The following is a 16936-nucleotide window of genomic DNA, read 5'->3' as shown; positions in this document are numbered from 1 at the left end:
TGATTCATTGTGCGCGAGCAGGCGGCGCATCGACAAGCGCCGCCGTCACATGCCGGCCATATGCGTGCTTCGGCCGGTCAGTGCGCTTCCTCCCAGTTGTTGCCGACGCCTACTTCCGCGACGAGCGGCACCTTCAGCGCCGCGACGCCGCACATCAGTTCCGGCAGGCGCTTTCTCACGGCCGGCAACTCGTCTTCCGGCACTTCGAGCACGAGTTCGTCGTGGACCTGCATGATCATCTTCGTGCGCATGCCCGCGCCTTCGATCCAGTCCTGCACCGCGATCATCGACATCTTGATGAGATCGGCCGCGGTCCCCTGCATCGGCGCATTGATGGCCGCGCGCTCGGCCGCCTGACGGCGCGGGCCGCTGCCGCCGTTGATTTCGGGCAGCCACAGACGCCGGCCGAACACGGTTTCCACGAAGCCGTTCATTTTCGCGGTCGTGCGCGTCGTGTCCATGTACGCGGCGACGCCCGGATAACGCGCGAAATAGCGGTCGATATAGAGCTTCGCGGCATCGCGCGTGATGCCGAGATTCGACGCGAGTCCGAACGAACTCATGCCGTAGATCAGTCCGAAGTTGATGACCTTCGCGATGCGCCGCTGATCGTTGTCGACTTCGAGCGGCGTGACGCTGAACACTTCGGACGCCGTCGCGCGATGCACGTCTTCGCCCTGCTTGAACGCGCGCATGAGCGATTCATCGCCGGAAATATGCGCCATGATGCGCAACTCGATTTGCGAGTAATCGGCGGAAACGATCTTGCAGCCCGGCGGCGCGATGAACGCCTCGCGAATGCGCCGTCCTTCGCCGGTACGCACCGGGATGTTCTGCAAATTCGGCTCGTTCGACGACAGCCGCCCCGTCACCGCGACGGCCTGCGCATAGTTCGTGTGCACGCGCCCCGTCGATGCGTTGACCATGCGCGGCAGCTTGTCCGTGTACGTCGATTTGAGCTTGGACAGCGCGCGATGTTCGAGCAGCACCTTCGGCAACGGATAATCTTCGGCCAGCTTTTGCAGCACTTCTTCGTCGGTGGAAGGCGCGCCGCTCGGCGTCTTCTTCACCACGGGCAACTCGAGCTTCTCGAAGAAGATCTGCCCGATCTGCTTCGGCGATCCGAGATTGAACTCGCCGCCCGCGAGTTCATACGCTTGCGCCTGCAAGTCGATCAGCCGCTTCGCGATTTCGTTGCTCTGCGCATCCAGCTTTTCGCGATCGATCAGCACGCCATTGCGTTCGATCTTGCGCAGCACGCGCGACGTCGGCATCTCGATGTCGCGATACACGCGCAGCAAACCCTCTTCTTCCGCGACTTGCGGATAGAGCGCCTGATGCAGACGCAACGTGATGTCCGCGTCTTCGGCAGCGTATTCGGCGGCCTTGTCGAGCGCCACTTCGTCGAAACCGATCTGCGATGCGCCCTTGCCCGCGACGTCTTCGTACTTGATGGTTTTCACGCCGAGATGCCGCAGCGCGAGGTTGTCCATGTCGTGCGGCCGATGCGATTCCAGCACGTACGATTGCAGCAGCGTGTCGTGTTCGACGCCGCGCAACGCGATGCCGTAATTCGCGAGCACCTGCTCGTCGTACTTGAGATGCTGCCCGACCTTCTTCTTCGACGCATCTTCGAGCCAGGGCTTGAGCTTCGCGAGCACTTCATCGCGCGGCAACTGCACGGGCGCATCCGGCCCGCGATGCGCGACCGGAATGTACGCGGCGTGCCCCGCTTCGATCGACACCGAAAGCCCGACGATCTGCGCGACCATCGGATCGAGCGACGTAGTCTCGGTATCGAACGACGTGATCTCCGCGTGATCGATGCGCGCGAGCCATGCATCGAACTGTTCCCACGTCTGCACGGTCTCGTAGTGATGCACGATCTCCGTGACTTCCGCGGGCGGCGTGTCGGTCGGACCTTCGACCGCATCCGCGATTTCGATCTCGCGCAGCCATGTCTTGAAGCCGTGGCGCAGGAACACGTCGCGCAACTCGTCGCGCGATTCAGGCCGGCTTTCGAGCGTCTCTTCGATCGACGCGATCTGCGAAGCGAGATCGCATTCGGTGTGCACGGTGACGAGCTTGCGGGCCATCGGCAGGAAGTCGAGAGCCTTGCGCAGATTGTCTCCTACCGCACCTTTGATCTCGCTTGCGTGTGCGACGATGCCATCGAGCGTTTCGTATGCCGTAAGCCATTTGAGCGCAGTTTTAGGGCCGCACTTTTCGACGCCGGGCACGTTGTCGACGGTATCGCCGATGAGCGACAGATAGTCGACGATGCGCTCCGGAGGCACGCCGAACTTGTTCACGACGCCCGCGCGATCGAGCGTTTCGTTGGTCATCGTATTGATGAGGGTGACATGATCCGTCACGAGCTGAGCCAGATCCTTGTCGCCCGTCGACACGACAACCTTCATGCCGCGTTTCTCGGCCTGCACGGCGAGCGTGCCGATGACATCGTCGGCTTCGACGCCTTCGATCATCACGAGCGGCCAGCCGAGCGCGCGCACCGCGACGTGAATGGGCTCGATCTGCTTCGAGAGATCGTCGGGCATCGAAGGACGGTTGGCTTTGTAGTCCGCGTACCAGTCGTCGCGGAACGTCTTGCCCTTGGCGTCGAAGATGCACGCGCTATACTCTGCATTGATTTCGCGCCGCAAGCGCCGCAGCATGTTCACCATCCCATACAGTGCGCCGGTGGGACCGCCGTCGGGACCACGCAGGTCAGGCATCGCATGGTAGGCCCGGTACAAGTAGCTAGAACCGTCGACCAATAGCAGGGTCTTACCTTCAAGACTGAGTTCTTCAGGCATTATGAACAAGAGAAAAGTGATTCCGAGTCTGCGATCGCTCGCAGATCAAGAGCGCGCGACGGCCAAGAAGGCTCGCGCGTCGTGGCAGATGTTCACGATTATGGCAGAGTTTATCGAGGCGACCGAGTACCTCTCGGAGATCCGCCCTGCCATCAGCATCTATGGTTCGGCGCGTCTGAAACCGGAGTCGCCGTACTATCAGCGCACCATCGAAATCGCGCAAAAATTTTCCGATGCGGGCTTCGCCGTCATCTCGGGCGGCGGTCCAGGCATCATGGAAGCGGCCAACAAAGGCGCGCACGCGGGCAAGTCGCCGTCGGTCGGCTTGAACATCGAATTGCCGCACGAGCAGTCGGGCAATCAGTGGCAGGACATCTCGCTGCGCTTCCGGCACTTCTTCACGCGCAAGGTCACGTTCGTCAAGAACTCGGATGCCGTCGTGGTGATGCCCGGCGGTTTCGGCACGCTCGATGAACTCGCCGAAGTGCTCACGCTCATTCAGACCAAGAAGTCGCGTCATGTGCCGATCGTGCTGGTCGGCGCCGAGTTCTGGGCGGGCCTGCTCGACTGGTTCAAGAAAACGCTGCTGACCAATGGCGTGATCAGCGAGAAGGATCTGGATCTGATGCAGGTCATCGACGATCCGGATCAGGTGCTCGACGCCGTGCTGCGGTTCTATGAAGATCGCGAGGAAGCGACCGAGCCGCCGGCTGAAGGCAAGTCGGATGAGGATCGGATGTTCTATCTGTAAAGCGGCAGGTTCACTGCGGGAAGGGCCGCGCCTGGCTCTTCCCTTTCCCTCCTATCCCGGCAATGCTTTGCCGCGGCTCGACAGATTTCCATAAATCGTAGTGTTCCGAACGTTATGCTCGCGCCCGCGCCGGCTGCCTCAGCTTGCGCGCTGGCGCCGCAACGGAACGCGCGCTCGGACCGCATGAGCGGCAGTCCGCGTCGATTCCCCAGCTTCCTTCGTTAATCCCGGTTCTTCGAGATGGCGTCCGAATCGAAGAGCCGCCGTCATTGCCCTCAGTGGCAAGCCTGGATCAAGCATGAACAAAGCGTTGAATCGAACACTACGTCTGGCCGTCGCGGCGGCAATGGCCGCCTCGCTGCTCGCTGGCTGCGACAAGGCCAACAACTCGTCGGCCGTCTCATCGAGCGCCACCGTCCAGGACGCCAAAGTGGCTCTTCTGAAGGAAATTTCGGGCGTCTGGAGTTCGTCGTCCGTTGCGGGACTCACGACGATTCAATACGCCGACAACCGCTTGCAGATCCTGCAGGGCGACACTCCGTTGGCCGTTACCTTGGGTGACGTCGACCCCAGCGAGGAAACGGTGAACGTCAACACGGTCGTCAATGGCAAGGAAGAGATTCTCACGCTTCGCAAGAAGTGGAACGCGGATCACACCGCCTACAACCTGACGATGACCGGGAGCGACGGCCAGCAAGACACGCTCGGCTTCGTCCGCCGCATCAGCAACGACGATCTGAACAGAATCAGCAGGCTGAGCGTCGCGCGCGCGCCGGCCGTGGCACCGAGCCAGCCTGTCGAGCCGGCGTCCATTCCTGTTGCTTCCAGCGATCGCGGCATCATCGACATGTGGCTTGGCGGTATCGACATGAATCTGCGCTCTTGCCCCGGTTCGACTTGCTCGGCCGTGCTGATCGTGCCGAAGGATTCGAAGGTCAGCGTGGATACGTCGACCATTCGCAACGTGACCGAGTCATCAGGGACGAATACGCCTTGGGTTCGCGTGACTTATGAAGGTGCGTTCTGCACCCCGGCCGAGATGGATCAACAGACGGGCTGTGCGCCTTCGCATGAGACCGAAGCCCCCGCCACCGGCTGGATGAACTACACGCGGCTGATGGCAGCGCCGCGTCCGCAGCAGTAATTCGAAGACGGGGCGGCCTGACCACCGCCCCATCGCCGCATCGCCGAATCGCCCTACTGAAACGCCACCTCCGCGAAGCTCCGCAACTTCCGCGAATGCAGCTTCGACAACCCGTTCATGCGCAGCAGTTCCATCGCCTTCACGCCGATCTGCAAATGCTGATCCACCTGCGCGCGATAAAACTGATCCGCCATCCCCGGCAGCTTCAGCTCGCCGTGCAGCGGTTTATCCGACACGCATAGCAACGTCCCGTACGGCACACGAAAGCGAAAGCCGTTCGCGGCGATCGTCGCGCTTTCCATATCGAGCGCAATCGCGCGGCTTTGCGACAGCCGCTGCACCGGCTCGCGATGATCGCGCAGTTCCCAGTTGCGGTTATCGACGCTCGCCACCGTGCCCGTGCGCATCACGCGCTTCAGTTCCACGCCTTCGAGCTGCGTGACCTGCGCCACCGCTTTCTCCAGCGCCACCTGCACTTCAGCAAGCGCAGGAATCGGCACCCACAGCGGCAAGTCGGCATCGAGCACGTGATCCTCGCGCACATAACCATGCGCGAGCACGTAGTCGCCAAGACGCTGCGTGTTGCGCAGACCCGCGCAGTGCCCGAGCATGATCCACGCGTGCGGACGCAGCACCGCGATGTGATCCGTGATCGTCTTCGCGTTCGACGGCCCCACGCCGATGTTCACCATCGTGATGCCGCTGCCGTCCGCGCGCTTCAGGTGATACGCGGGCATCTGCGGCAGACGCGCGGGCGCGGTGCCTTCCTCCGGCTGCTCGCCGAGATTGGCGTTGTACGTGACGACATCGCCCGGTTCGACGAACGACGAATACTCGCTGCGATACGCGCGCGTTTCTTCGTCGTCGGCGCGCGACATCATCGTGCGGCCGAGCTTCACGAACTCGTCGATATAAAACTGGTAGTTCGTGTACAGCACGTAGTTCTGAAAATGCGTCGGCGACGTCGCCGTGTAATGGCGCAGCCGATGCAGCGAGAAATCCACGCGCGCCGCCGTGAAAAGCGCGAGCGGATGCGGCTCGCCCGCCGCCGGCTCATACGTGCCGTTCACGATGCGGTCATCGAGCAGCGCGAGATCCGGCGTATCGAAGACATTGCGCATCGCGAGCAGACGATCGCGGTCGAGATCGCCCTCGAGATGAATGCCTTCGGCGAACGCGAAATGAATCGGAACGGGTTGCGCCGATACGCCGACCTCGATGCCCACGTGATGATTCTTCGCGAGCAACCGCAATTGCTCGCGATAGTAGTCGCCGAAAAGATCGGGGCGCGTGAGCGTCGTCTCGAAGATGCCCGGCCCGGCGACGAAGCCATACGAGCGCCGCGAATCGATCTGCGTGTTCAGTTCGGTCCGCACACGCACGAACGGATAGCACGCGCGCACGCGATGCGTGAACTGCTCGTTGCGCCGGTATCGCGCGAAGGCATCGCGCAGGAAGGCGGTGTTGGCTTCGTAGATCGCGGAAACGCGCGAGACGGCGGCGACGGGATCGTCGAAGGATTCGGTCGGAAAGTCGCTCGCGGGCGTGTGCTGGGTGCTTTGAGTGCGGTCGTTTGTCATGATCTTGTGCGTGTCTTCGTTGCCCTCTTCATGAACCACATTAACACGGAAGAATGCGAGAACCATGAAGCCCCTGATCGCGTGCGTGCCTCCGGCAACAACTTTTTGTCCGCGACGCCGAAAGCCGCGAAACCAGCGCAAAATAAGGCATTGCCGCGCTTCAGTTAGGGTTTGCTAGAATCCGGCCATCGCCTGGAGAACCACCATGAAGTCCCTTCTTTCTGCCGCTGCGGCAGTACTCGCCGCCGCAAGCGTTGGCGCTTTCGCGCAATCGACGTCCAACGCCGCCCAGCCGGCAGCGGGACCGGCAACGCAGCAAGCCATGTCGCCGGAAGAGGCCGCGGGCCTGCCCGATCTCAAGGCCATCAATCGCCCGCCCGCCAACGTCAGTTCGAAAGTGGAAATCTCGCCGCCGCGCAAGCCGAGCTTCCACGAACTGAGCTCGAACGGCACGGAAATCACCGAGTATCGCGACAAGGGCAAGCCCGTCGAAATCAACGTCCATTCGAATTTCGGCACGCGGTATCAGATGAGCTCGCCTGCGGATACGTCGCCGCAAGTGCGCGACAACGGCAAGGCGAGCACGCGTCTGCCGTCCGTCAATCTGCGTTATTGACTTCAGTAAGATAGCTTCGAGCCCGCTTGCAAAAAGCGGGCTTCGTCATTCGGCCCGCGAGGGCTCCCATCTGACCGACGTTTCCCGCATGGCCGTATTCACCCCCGTCACTGACGCCGAACTCGGCGACTGGCTGCAACACTACGATCTCGGCGATGTCGTCGAATTTCGCGGCATCCAGTCGGGCATCGAGAACAGCAACTTCTTTCTCACGACGACGCACGGCCAGTACGTGCTGACGATCTTCGAAAATCTCACGGCGACGCAGCTTCCGTTCTATCTCGATCTGATGCGGCATCTCGCGTCGCATCGCGTGCCGGTGCCGGACCCGATGCCGCGCCGCGACGGCTCGCTCTTCGGCATGCTCAAGGGCAAGCCGGCGGCCATCGTCACGAAACTGGAAGGCGCGCCGGAACTCGCGCCGACGCCCGCGCACTGCGTCGAAGTCGGGCAGATGCTCGCGCGCATGCATCTCGCGGGGCGCGATTTCGCGCGGCGCCAGCCGAATCTGCGCAGTCTTGCGTGGTGGCAGGAGAACGTGCCGGCCATCATCGACTTCCTGAGCGATAGCCAGCGCGCGTTGATCGAAGCCGAACTCGCCCATCAGACGGCGTTCTTTGGTTCGGCCGATTACGCCGAGCTGCCCGACGGTCCGTGCCACTGTGATCTGTTCCGCGACAACGTGCTGTTCGCGCACGGCCGCGAGCATGCGCGGCTCGGCGGCTTCTTCGATTTCTACTTCGCGGGCGTCGACAAGTGGCTCTTCGATGTCGCCGTGACGGTGAACGACTGGTGCATCGACGTGGAAACCGGTGCGCTCGACCCCGCGCGCGTCGACGCAATGCTGCGCGCGTATCAGACGGTGCGCCCGTTCACGCCCGCCGAAGACCGCCACTGGAACGACATGCTGCGCGCCGGCGCCATGCGCTTCTGGGTGTCGCGGCTGTACGACTTCCATCGCCCGCGCGAGGCGCAAATGCTGAAAGCGCACGATCCCGGCCATTTCGAACGCATTCTGCGCGAACGCGTCAACGCGGCTTCTTCTTCCGCCCAACGGTAACCTGGCCACCCCTACATGCGACTGATCGAAGTTTCCGCCAAGACAGGCTATGTGTGGTTCCGCCAGGGCATCTGGCTGTTCCGCCGCAACCCGTTCGCGTTCCTCACGGTGTTTTTCGCGTATCTCTTCGTGATGACGCTGATCTCTCGCGTGCCGCTCATCGGTCCGTTGCTGCCGCTATTGTTCATTCCGGGCATCGCGGTCGGCTTCATGGCGGCGTGCCGCAACACCATCGCGGGCAAGCCGGTCTGGCCGACCATCCTCGTCGATGGCTTTCGCTCCTACGGCAGCGCGGTCGCGCGCCGGCTGCTGGTGCTCGGCGCGCTGTATATCGTCGCGATGGGCGTGATTTTCGGCATTTCCGCCCTCGTCGATGGCGGCACGCTGCTCAACCTGATGATGGGCAACGGCCCTTCCGGCGATCCTGAAACGGTCGCGGCGAGCTTCAACCCGCTGGCCGTGCTCGTCGCGATGGCGTGTTATCTGCCCGTCGCCATGCTGTTCTGGTTCGCGCCGATCCTCGTCGCCTGGCACGAAGTCACGACGGCGAAAGCGCTGTTCTTCAGCCTCGTGTCGTGCTGGCGCAATCGCGGCGCGTTCATTTTGTACGGCGTGCTGTGGATCGCGGTGGCGCTCGCGGTGTCGTTCGGACTGACCGCGCTGATGCAGGCAATCGGCGTCGGCCAGGATATGGCGTTCGCCGTGCTGATGCCGGCTTCCATTCTCGTGACGACCGCGCTGTATTGCTCGTTTTACGCGACGTATCGCGGCTGCTTCGGCGTGCAGTCGCCGGATACGCCGGATTTGCCGAACGCGTCGGACACGTCGGGCGCATAAAGCTGGCGCGGGACTATCGAACGCAGCAACGAAAAATGCCGGCCTCACGGGCCGGCATTTTCATATGCGCCTGGAACTACGCGCGTTACAGCTTAGTTCGACATCCACGACGGATGACGCGCCACCGCACGCTGGTCCAGCTTCTTCATGCGATATTCGAGATCGTAAATGTCGGTGGCTTCGGCGAGATATTCGTCGTCACGTTCACGATCGCGCTGTTCAGCGGACTTGGTCAGGAAAAGGAAGAAACGGGAAAGCAGGAACATGGTTGGCCTCGCTGGAATACTGGGGTAACTACCTATAAGCGTGATTATAGGGTAATCCCTGATCCGACGCCAGCCTTTTGCGCTAGAACTTTGATCCTAAAGACGTTTTTGCAACATCCGAAACAATCGCCCGATTCACGCGACGTGCGCGGCGCGCGCCGCCTCGCTGGAACGGCGCTGATGCTTGAAAAATTCCCACATCACGGCAGCCGAATCCGGTCCTTTCGATGAGTGGAACGCCACGGTGTCGTCGCCGCCGGCCCACGAGTGGCCCAGTCCGCGCACGATCGATGTCTTCACCACGCGCCGCCCGTTTTTGACATAGTCGCGCACGACACCGTCGGAGGCGGTTTCCTCTCGCACTTCGCCTGCACGACGGTCGCCGGCAGCGTCGATGAATCCGTTCAACCGCAAGAACTGCTGCGTGAGTTGTTCCGCGTTCTGCGCGGTGACGACCGAATCCAACTCGCCATGAACGATGATCGCGGGCATGCCCGGATAATCGCGAACGTCGACGGCTGCGTCGATGAGCGCGACCGGATTGCTGCGGCTGCCGCGCCGCATGACGTCCATCGCGCCGATCGCGGACGTCGCTTCCCCGAACACGACGCCCGAATGAAAGCCGACCGCCGCGAAAAGCTGCGGATAGCGCACCGCGAGCAGCGCCGACAGCCCCGCTCCCGCCGACATGCCCGCGAGATACACGCGCTCCGCGTCGAAATCGTGCTCGGCGATGACCGCCTTGATGAGCGACACGATCGCCGCCGCTTCGCCGCCGCCCGCGCCGGTGGAATCGTCATACCAATGCCAGCAGCGGTGCGGATGATCATGCTTCGACTGTTCGGGATAAAGCACCGCGAAGCCGTATTTGTCGGCGAGCAGGTTCATCCGCGTGCCTTGCGCGAACTCGTCGGCGGTCTGCTTGCAGCCGTGCAGCATCACGACGAGCGGCATGCGCCCGAGCCCCGTTTTCGGCGGCATGTAAAGCGCGTAGGAAAGATGATTGACGAAGCGGCCGGCGGTCGGCGGCGCCGAATGATACGAGCGATTCCACTTGCCGCGCGCCCACGCCGATGCGCGCGGCCGGACGCGCGACTCGCGCATCTCGGGGCGAACCGAAGGGCGTGGTGAAACCGCGGGCTTTGCGGACGCGCCCGGCTTGAGCTTCGATTTGACGGTCTTCGCGCGCACCGGCTTCGCCGCCGGGCGCGGCTTCGGAATGCGCGTCGGTTCCACTTGGCCAGCGACCAGGCGTCTCAAGCCGCGCAACCAGAGTTTGGTAAGGCTTTTCGACATTCGGCTGGATTCTCCAAAACATTTGATCGGGTTGTGCTCGCGACAATTTGTCCGTCGCATTGTGCATTGCACAATAACACTTATCCGCCGGATCCGCTGCTTTTCGTCATGCTTTCAATTACGCCAAAGCCTGACGTTGCGCGCCGTTATCTGATTTTATATGCCGATGTTGGAAGACAGCGACCACCAGCCAACCAAACTTTCGTCCTCTTCCGACCCGGTATACTGTGGCGCTTCAACGCCCGCTTAACCGTTCGTCTGCCGCAGTGCAGCAACACCCATACCCACCACCTCGATGATCGTCGATTTGCCCGTCTCCGTCTGGATGAGCATCACCGCGCTCGGCAGCACGGGCGTCATGCTGCCCGTCGCAATCGCTGCCGCCGCATGGCTCGCGCTCGGCTATCGCTGGAAGTACACCGTCGAATGGGCCGCGCTCTTCGGCGCCGGGAGTTGCCTCGTCGCGCTGAGCAAGATCGCGTTCATCGGATGGGGAATCGGCATCCGGAACGTGGATTTCACCGGTTTCAGCGGGCACGCCTACATGGCGACGTCCGTCCTGCCGGTCGCGATGTTCGTCGCGTTGCTGCCGGCGCGCGGCGTGATTCGCGGGAGCGGCGTGCTGTTCGGCTTGCTGCTGGGCGTCGTGGTGGGCGGATCGCGCGTCGTGGTGAACGCGCATTCGGTGTCGGAAGTCGTGAGCGGATGCGCGCTCGGCGCGGCGGTTTCGCTCGCGTTCGTGTGCATCGCGTGGCGCGCGGAGCCGGGGAAGCTCTCGCCGGCGCCCGTTGCGGCAAGTCTGGCGGCTGTCGTCGTGGCGCTGCACGGCGTGCCGGTGCCGACGCAACACTGGATCACCGAGATCGCGCTCGGATTGTCCGGCCACCATTACCCGTACGTGCGCGCGCTCTGGAAGTCGAAGAGCCATCGCACGCTGGAGCGTCGCACGGACGTACAAGCCGTCAGCGCGACCGCGACGGCCTGACGCGGCCATCGCTCTTTTCGTTGTAGTGAAGCGCGTTTAGTCGTTCACGCCGATGATCACGCTTGATGCCTTCACCACCGCCACCGCTTTCTGACCCGGCGCGAGCCCGAGCGTATCGGCGCTGTGATTCGTGATGATCGCGGTGACGGTCGTGGAATCGTCGAGCGAAAGCGTCACCTCGGCGTTGACCGCGCCGCGCGTCACGCTGGCAACCGTGCCGCGCAACTGATTGCGCGCCGACAGCTTCGCCGGCGAATCTTCCATCAGCATGACCCACGACGCCTTGATGAGCGCGAACGCGTCGCCGCCTTCGGCGAGGCCGAGCGCCTCGGTGCTTTCATGCGTGACGACCGCGACGATCGTCTGACCGCCCGGCAAGCCGAGCTCGATTTCGTCGTTGACCGCGCCGCGCGTGACCTTCGTGACTTTCCCTGCTAGCTGATTGCGTGCACTCGTTTTCAATCCCAATCTCCCGATTAGTCGCCAATCGTCCTCGAAGCCTTCAATGGCTTCGCTCACCCTTCTCAAAAACTTGCGATGCTCGCGCTCGACCGCGTAATACGTGTCGATGATCCGCAGCGCCGATGCCGTCAGCCGCGTCCCGCCGCCGCCCCGCCCGCCGGTTGCGCTCGTCACGAGCGGCTCGCCGGCCAGATTGTTCATCGTATCGACGGCGTCCCACGCCGCCTTGTAGCTGAGACCGACCGCCTTCGCCGCCGCCGTGATCGATCCGGTCTCGCGGATCGCGGCCAGAAGCGCGATGCGCGCCGCACCGCCGAGCGTTTCGTCGCCGCTTTTCAGCCACACGGAGCCGTCGAGTCCGAGCGCGTCGCGTGGGTCGTTTGAAGCGGGCGAAGTCGTCCTGGTCATCGTCGGCGCGTGAGAAAGATCTTAAATGCGAACAGTTCAACGATTATATCGACGCGACGCGCGAAGAAGATCGAGAAACATCATCGGCGTATCGATTCATACGAAATAACAAAGGCTTACGAGTTCACGAAAGCGTCACATGCGCGGGCAAACATGGGCTATCCCGCAACGTCTCACGCCCTCAGGACGCGCCATGAATCAGATCGTCTTTCCCCAGTCGCAGGGAGGCCGCACGCTCGGACAGCGGCTCGCCTTTCTGGTGTTTCTGCTCGCGATCGGAGCGGGCGCGGTCTACTGCGTCATGCATTTGCTGGAAGACCTCGCACCGGTGCGCGAATCGTCGGCGTTTCCTTATATCCTGCTCGGCGTCGCGCTATTGATCGCGCTGGGATTCGAGTTCGTCAACGGCTTTCACGATACCGCCAACGCCGTCGCGACCGTCATCTACACGCACTCGCTGACGCCCAATCTCGCGGTCGTCTGGTCGGGCGCGTGGAATTTCATCGGCGTGCTCATTTCCAGCGGCGCGGTGGCGTTCGGCATTCTGCAATTGCTGCCGGTTGAACTCATTATCGGCGTCGGCAGTTCGCAGGGTTTCGCGATGGTCTTCGCGCTGCTGATCGCGGCGATCATCTGGAACCTCGGCACGTGGGCGCTCGGCTTGCCGTCGTCCAGTTCGCATACGCTCATCGGCTCGGTGATCGGCGTCGGCCTCATGAACCAGATGCTGCACGGAACCAACGGCACGTCGGGCGTGGACTGGAGCCAGGCGATTTCCGTCGGCAAGTCGCTGCTGTTCTCGCCGATCATCGGCTTCGTTCTCGCCGGCTTTCTGCTGTATGTGCTGAAGCTCGTCGTGCGCGTGCCGGCGCTTTATCAGGAGCCGAAGAAGAACACGCCACCGCCGTTCTGGATTCGCGGCCTGCTGATCCTCACGTGCACCGGCGTTTCGTTCGCGCACGGCTCCAACGACGGCCAGAAAGGCATGGGCCTCATCATGCTGATCCTGATCGGCACCGTGCCGACCGCCTACGCGCTCAACAAGGCTGTTTCGCCCGGCGAAACGCAGACGTTCCTCGCGGTCAGCCACAGCGCATCCGAGGCGTTGCAGCGCTATGCCGGCAGCGCACCGGCGGCGAAAGACACGCGCGCGACCGTCGAGCATTACGTTCAGACGAAGACGCTCGCGCCGGACACGGTCGCATCGCTCAAGAGCCTGGTCGATTCGATCGATTCGCAGATTCGCCCCAGCGAAAGCATCGCCGCCGTGCCGCAAGGCAATGTCCGCAACGTGCGCAACGAGATGTACATCGCGTCCGAGGCGTTGCGGCTGATGGAGAAGCAGAAAGCGCCCGCCTTCTCTTCGGGCGACGCCGCCGTGCTCGAAAACTACAAGCATCAACTCGATCACGCGACGAAGTTCATCCCGACGTGGGTCAAGGTCGCGGTGGCCGTCGCGCTCGGTTTGGGAACGATGGTCGGCTGGAAGCGCATCGTCGTGACGGTGGGCGAGCGCATCGGCAAGACGCATTTGACGTATGGACAAGGCGCGTCGGCGGAAGTCGTGGCGATGCTGACCATCGGCGCCGCCGATGCCTACGGGCTACCGGTGAGCACGACGCACGTGTTGTCGTCGGGCGTCGCGGGCACGATGGCCGCGAACGGCTCCGGCCTTCAGTGGCGCACGGTGCGCAGCCTCGCGCTGGCGTGGATTCTGACGCTGCCGGTTTCCATCGCGCTCGCCGGTTTGCTGTTCTGGCTCTTCCGCGGACTCTTCTGAAGAAGGCGGCGATGAAATTCTTTCAAGCCGCCCATCCAACTCTTTCCTTTTGACAATCGCCTGCGTCGGCGCGCGCGTCGTCCGATCGACGCCGCGCCTTGTGGCATCGGCACTTGCCGCCGATGGCACGGATGCTGCTCTTTGCTTCTCGTCGATCGCAACGCTGGACGGCCAGCGGCATCCCGCCGCTCGCTACGACGTGTGGCTTTATTGGGAGGCCACGTCGCGCCGGATGGTCGCGCGGTCTTTTATAAGGAGAAGTCAAATGACGATCGGAACCATCCTGTTGATCATCCTGATCTTGCTGTTGATCGGCGCCATTCCGTCCTGGCCGCACAGCCGAAGCTGGGGCTATGGACCGAGCGGGATTTTGGGCGTCGTGCTGGTCGTGGTGATCGTCCTGTTGCTGATGGGCCGGATATAAGCGCCTTCGCCGCTCGCTCAAAAAGAAAGGGGCGCTCGATTGGAGCGCCCCTTTCTCATGTGTGCCGCCTTCTTTCGCTTTCGGCTCGGTCAGACGCGCATGACCTGTCCGTTCGGATCGATCTTGCGGGGAATGACGGGTTCCTTCTGTTTCGACGACGACGCTTTGCCTTCCGGCGGCGTGATCGGCTGAGCGATCGATTGACCGATAGCGGTCTTATCGGCGACCTGCTTCACCGCCGATGCGCTCTTGCGCTTCTTCTTCGCCGCCGTCCGCGCCGTTGCGCCGTGCGCCTTGTTCTTGCCCTTCACCACGTGAACTTCGGGCGGGTTCCAGACTTCCGTGTAATGCGTCGCGGCCACGGCCGGCGACGAACCCAGCACGAAAGCCATCGTCAGGAATGCGAGCTTCAAGTCGTTTCGCTCCATCGATTTATGCCCCTAGTGACCGTGGCGCGCGCTGCGCGAGAGGATGGCGTCGAGCGAGCGCTCGGACGTTTCGAGTTCGCGCAGCGCCGCGTCGAGGCGCTGTTGCGAACGGGCCACCGAGCGCGCGCCATGCTCGAAATGCGGCTCGCCTCGCGTGGCGTCGAACGCGGCGTTGACCGCGCGCGTCGCGCGCATGAAACGTTCGAGCGCGGCGGCTTCGAGCGAATCGTTGCGGGAAATCATCGGCAAGCTCCTTGTTGCAGACAAGCTGTACGAATATACAGTAAGCCGGCCTCCCGGCAAACAAACGGCGCGGCACGTGGCGAAAATGCCGAAGCGCCTCTTGACCGGCGCGCGCATCGGCATGTGTGCGAGAGGCGCGGCATTTCGCCGCGCACTGGATCGCTCGCAGCCGGTTAAGCGCGGCTTAATTCTCCGCAGCCACACTCCAGTCGCGATCAGACCCGGCCGCCGCGCATTATGACGCGGCGCCGTCCATCCGGACTGCCGGGACGCCAACAGAGGAACGTGTCATGCCCGCCAACACCGCCGCGCGCCCATCGTTCGCCAATCTTGCGCGAGCCATGCGCAGCCACACCGCCCTGAAGCTCAGCCGATGCCGTCTGTCCGCGCCCATCGAGCCGCCGTGGGGCCAGCCGTATCGGATGGTCGAATGGTCGCTGAAAAGCGATCCGCGCCTGCAGCGCTGCGTCGTTCCGGCGGATTGCTCGCCGTCCGATATCGCCGATGCATTGCAATCCCACGTTCCCGGCCGCCGCTACGGTCCGCACGACGACGAAGACTGAGCGCCTGCCGAAAACGCCCAGCGCCCAACGCCCGCGCTAAATTTAGCTTGTATAAATCCATATCTGGACTACCATGCGTTAAGAGTTCCTTTGGAGACTTAACGACATGCCTCATGCCGCACGCGCTCCTTCGGCGGCGTCCGGTCATCCGGCGCCGCGTCCCGCGCCGGATATCGGCGACTTGTCCGCTGCCGGCCTGCGCGCCTTCATCAATATCGCCCGCGACTGGGCGCTGTCCGCCGACGAGCAGATCAAGCTGCTCGGCTCGCCCGGCCGCTCCACGTACTTCAAGTGGAAGAACGCGCCGGAATCCGCACGCCTCACGCGCGACACGCTCGAGCGCCTTTCGCTGATTCTCGGCATCTACAAGGCGCTGCAGATTCTGCTGCCGGAGCCGCACGCCGCCGATACCTGGGTCCGCCGTCCCAACGCCGCGCCGCCCTTCGGCGGACGGCCGGCGCTCGATCGCATGCTGGCGGGCAATATCAGCGATCTCGTCGCCGTTCGCCAGTATCTCGACGCGATGCGAGGCGGCTGGGCGTGACCGACAAGCACGCTGCACCGAACTGGCGGGACCGCTGGCCGCATGGCGAACTCGACTGGTCGCCCGCGTATCGCGTCATTCCCACGCGCTTTCCGGCGGTGAATCTGTTCGATCGCGTCGCGTCGCCGCAGGATTTCGACGCGCTCTACGCGCTCGAAGCAATGACCAACGACCGTCTGCGCACCGAGCTCGGCGAACTGGATCTCGTGCCGCACGAGGAACGCTGCTTCGGTCCCGGCTGCGGGCCGATCATGGCGGCGTTCACGCATTTGAACCCGAGCGGCAGCCGCTTTTCCGACGGCAGCTACGGCGTCTTTTATTGCGCCCGCGAGCGGCAGACGGCGATTGCGGAAACGCGCTATCACGCCGGGCTTTTCCTCGCCGCGACAAAGGAAGCGCCGCTGCGTCAGCAGATGCGTCTCTACACGGTGATGGCGCGCGGTGAAGTCGTCGATTTACGCGGCGATCGCATCGCGCGGGCGGGACTCGATCCGCGCATTCTCGCGCCCGACGATTACGCGCCCGGCAAGGCGCTGGGCCGTGCGATACGGGCGGCGGGCGCGCCGGGCATCGCGTATCCGTCGGTGCGCGATCCGCAGGGCGAATGCCTCGCCGCCCTGCGCACGACGATGCTGCGCGACTGTCACCACGCCGCGTATCTCGAATACAACTGGAACGGCGAGGCGATCGACTACGTGTTCGAGCTGAATCAGGTCGGATAAGCGGATCGATA

At 63.1% G+C, this 16936-nt stretch carries 18 protein-coding genes; 11 read left to right on the top strand and 7 right to left on the bottom strand.

Annotated features, from left to right (window positions below):
* Nucleotides 1-77: 77 nt before the first annotated feature.
* A complete protein-coding gene (gene polA, locus NCR39_RS15155) occupies nt 78-2816 on the bottom strand; it encodes a DNA polymerase I (RefSeq protein ID WP_250452956.1) in 2739 nt (912 codons plus the stop codon).
* A gap of 1 nt (nt 2817) precedes the next feature.
* Between polA and NCR39_RS15150 the strand changes: the two genes are divergently transcribed.
* The gene (locus NCR39_RS15150) at nt 2818-3567 is read left to right on the top strand and encodes an LOG family protein (RefSeq protein WP_250452918.1); all 750 of its coding nucleotides are present in this window, start codon (nt 2818-2820) and stop codon (nt 3565-3567) included.
* Nucleotides 3568-3865: 298 nt separating this feature from the next.
* Entirely contained in the window at nt 3866-4711 is an 846-nt protein-coding gene (locus NCR39_RS15145) for a hypothetical protein (protein WP_250452917.1), read from the top strand.
* A gap of 53 nt (nt 4712-4764) precedes the next feature.
* Here NCR39_RS15145 and NCR39_RS15140 read toward each other — a convergent pair whose 3' ends face one another.
* Entirely contained in the window at nt 4765-6291 is a 1527-nt protein-coding gene (locus NCR39_RS15140; protein ID WP_250452916.1) for an AMP nucleosidase, read from the bottom strand.
* 205 nt (nt 6292-6496) lie between these two features.
* On the opposite strand from NCR39_RS15140, the gene NCR39_RS15135 reads away from it, so the two are divergent.
* From NCR39_RS15135 to NCR39_RS15125, 3 genes are all read left to right on the top strand, one after another.
* Complete coding sequence (locus tag NCR39_RS15135; RefSeq protein ID WP_040050280.1) at nt 6497-6907, top strand: hypothetical protein; 411 nt, start codon at nt 6497-6499, stop codon at nt 6905-6907.
* A gap of 88 nt (nt 6908-6995) precedes the next feature.
* A complete protein-coding gene (locus tag NCR39_RS15130) occupies nt 6996-7967 on the top strand; it encodes a homoserine kinase (RefSeq protein WP_250452915.1) in 972 nt (323 codons plus the stop codon).
* A 15-nt stretch (nt 7968-7982) separates the two neighbouring features.
* Nucleotides 7983-8804 carry a BPSS1780 family membrane protein gene (locus tag NCR39_RS15125; RefSeq protein WP_250452914.1) on the top strand — a complete coding sequence of 274 codons (822 nt, stop codon included), beginning with the start codon at nt 7983-7985 and terminating at the stop codon, nt 8802-8804.
* Between the two features lie 92 nt (nt 8805-8896).
* Here NCR39_RS15125 and NCR39_RS15120 read toward each other — a convergent pair whose 3' ends face one another.
* Nucleotides 8897-9070 carry a DUF3563 family protein gene (locus NCR39_RS15120; protein WP_250452913.1) on the bottom strand — a complete coding sequence of 58 codons (174 nt, stop codon included), beginning with the start codon at nt 9068-9070 and terminating at the stop codon, nt 8897-8899.
* A 135-nt stretch (nt 9071-9205) separates the two neighbouring features.
* Nucleotides 9206-10366 carry an extracellular catalytic domain type 1 short-chain-length polyhydroxyalkanoate depolymerase gene (locus tag NCR39_RS15115; RefSeq protein WP_250452912.1) on the bottom strand — a complete coding sequence of 387 codons (1161 nt, stop codon included), beginning with the start codon at nt 10364-10366 and terminating at the stop codon, nt 9206-9208.
* Nucleotides 10367-10664: 298 nt separating this feature from the next.
* Here NCR39_RS15115 and NCR39_RS15110 point away from each other — a divergent pair, with 298 nt between their 5' ends.
* On the top strand, nt 10665-11351 hold the full coding sequence (locus tag NCR39_RS15110; RefSeq protein WP_502800222.1) for a phosphatase PAP2 family protein: 687 nt from the start codon (nt 10665-10667) through the stop codon (nt 11349-11351).
* Nucleotides 11352-11387: 36 nt separating this feature from the next.
* Here the strand turns inward: NCR39_RS15110 and NCR39_RS15105 are convergent, their stop codons facing one another.
* Complete coding sequence (locus tag NCR39_RS15105) at nt 11388-12221, bottom strand: TOBE domain-containing protein (protein WP_250452910.1); 834 nt, start codon at nt 12219-12221, stop codon at nt 11388-11390.
* A gap of 193 nt (nt 12222-12414) precedes the next feature.
* Between NCR39_RS15105 and NCR39_RS15100 the strand changes: the two genes are divergently transcribed.
* Nucleotides 12415-14001 (top strand): inorganic phosphate transporter, encoded by a 1587-nt coding sequence (locus NCR39_RS15100; RefSeq protein ID WP_250452909.1) that lies wholly within the window; start codon nt 12415-12417, stop codon nt 13999-14001.
* A gap of 265 nt (nt 14002-14266) precedes the next feature.
* Nucleotides 14267-14425, top strand: a complete 159-nt coding sequence (locus NCR39_RS15095) for a DUF3309 family protein (protein ID WP_250452908.1) — start codon at nt 14267-14269, stop codon at nt 14423-14425.
* A gap of 89 nt (nt 14426-14514) precedes the next feature.
* On the opposite strand, the gene NCR39_RS15090 is transcribed toward NCR39_RS15095, so the two are convergent.
* Both NCR39_RS15090 and NCR39_RS15085 read right to left on the bottom strand, forming a co-directional pair.
* Nucleotides 14515-14838 (bottom strand): hypothetical protein, encoded by a 324-nt coding sequence (locus NCR39_RS15090; protein WP_250452907.1) that lies wholly within the window; start codon nt 14836-14838, stop codon nt 14515-14517.
* Between the two features lie 27 nt (nt 14839-14865).
* Nucleotides 14866-15096, bottom strand: a complete 231-nt coding sequence (locus tag NCR39_RS15085) for a hypothetical protein (RefSeq protein WP_250452906.1) — start codon at nt 15094-15096, stop codon at nt 14866-14868.
* Nucleotides 15097-15386: 290 nt separating this feature from the next.
* Between NCR39_RS15085 and NCR39_RS15080 the strand changes: the two genes are divergently transcribed.
* From NCR39_RS15080 to NCR39_RS15070, 3 genes are all read left to right on the top strand, one after another.
* Nucleotides 15387-15659, top strand: coding sequence for a DUF2866 domain-containing protein (locus NCR39_RS15080; protein ID WP_250452905.1), 273 nt, complete (start codon nt 15387-15389; stop codon nt 15657-15659).
* Between the two features lie 106 nt (nt 15660-15765).
* A complete protein-coding gene (locus NCR39_RS15075) occupies nt 15766-16203 on the top strand; it encodes an MbcA/ParS/Xre antitoxin family protein (RefSeq protein WP_040050270.1) in 438 nt (145 codons plus the stop codon).
* A complete protein-coding gene (locus NCR39_RS15070) occupies nt 16194-16925 on the top strand; it encodes an RES family NAD+ phosphorylase (RefSeq protein WP_284507231.1) in 732 nt (243 codons plus the stop codon). Before NCR39_RS15075 ends, NCR39_RS15070 begins: the two co-directional genes overlap by 10 nt.
* Nucleotides 16926-16936: the final 11 nt, after the last annotated feature.

The sequence above is a fragment of the Caballeronia sp. ATUFL_M2_KS44 genome (genome assembly GCF_023630965.1).
GTDB classification, from domain to species: domain Bacteria; phylum Pseudomonadota; class Gammaproteobacteria; order Burkholderiales; family Burkholderiaceae; genus Caballeronia; species Caballeronia concitans.
This window is presented reverse-complemented; position numbering and strand designations above follow the sequence as displayed.

Coding starts and splice junctions, on each gene's coding strand:
- polA (WP_250452956.1), bottom strand. CDS start 2,816: ATGCCTGAAGAACTCAGTCTTGAAGGTAAGACCCTGCTATTGGTCGAC.
- NCR39_RS15150 (WP_250452918.1), top strand. CDS start 2,818: ATGAACAAGAGAAAAGTGATTCCGAGTCTGCGATCGCTCGCAGATCAA.
- NCR39_RS15145 (WP_250452917.1), top strand. CDS start 3,866: ATGAACAAAGCGTTGAATCGAACACTACGTCTGGCCGTCGCGGCGGCA.
- NCR39_RS15140 (WP_250452916.1), bottom strand. CDS start 6,291: ATGACAAACGACCGCACTCAAAGCACCCAGCACACGCCCGCGAGCGAC.
- NCR39_RS15135 (WP_040050280.1), top strand. CDS start 6,497: ATGAAGTCCCTTCTTTCTGCCGCTGCGGCAGTACTCGCCGCCGCAAGC.
- NCR39_RS15130 (WP_250452915.1), top strand. CDS start 6,996: ATGGCCGTATTCACCCCCGTCACTGACGCCGAACTCGGCGACTGGCTG.
- NCR39_RS15125 (WP_250452914.1), top strand. CDS start 7,983: ATGCGACTGATCGAAGTTTCCGCCAAGACAGGCTATGTGTGGTTCCGC.
- NCR39_RS15120 (WP_250452913.1), bottom strand. CDS start 9,070: ATGTTCCTGCTTTCCCGTTTCTTCCTTTTCCTGACCAAGTCCGCTGAA.
- NCR39_RS15115 (WP_250452912.1), bottom strand. CDS start 10,366: ATGTCGAAAAGCCTTACCAAACTCTGGTTGCGCGGCTTGAGACGCCTG.
- NCR39_RS15105 (WP_250452910.1), bottom strand. CDS start 12,221: ATGACCAGGACGACTTCGCCCGCTTCAAACGACCCACGCGACGCGCTC.
- NCR39_RS15100 (WP_250452909.1), top strand. CDS start 12,415: ATGAATCAGATCGTCTTTCCCCAGTCGCAGGGAGGCCGCACGCTCGGA.
- NCR39_RS15095 (WP_250452908.1), top strand. CDS start 14,267: ATGACGATCGGAACCATCCTGTTGATCATCCTGATCTTGCTGTTGATC.
- NCR39_RS15085 (WP_250452906.1), bottom strand. CDS start 15,096: ATGATTTCCCGCAACGATTCGCTCGAAGCCGCCGCGCTCGAACGTTTC.
- NCR39_RS15080 (WP_250452905.1), top strand. CDS start 15,387: ATGCCCGCCAACACCGCCGCGCGCCCATCGTTCGCCAATCTTGCGCGA.
- NCR39_RS15075 (WP_040050270.1), top strand. CDS start 15,766: ATGCCTCATGCCGCACGCGCTCCTTCGGCGGCGTCCGGTCATCCGGCG.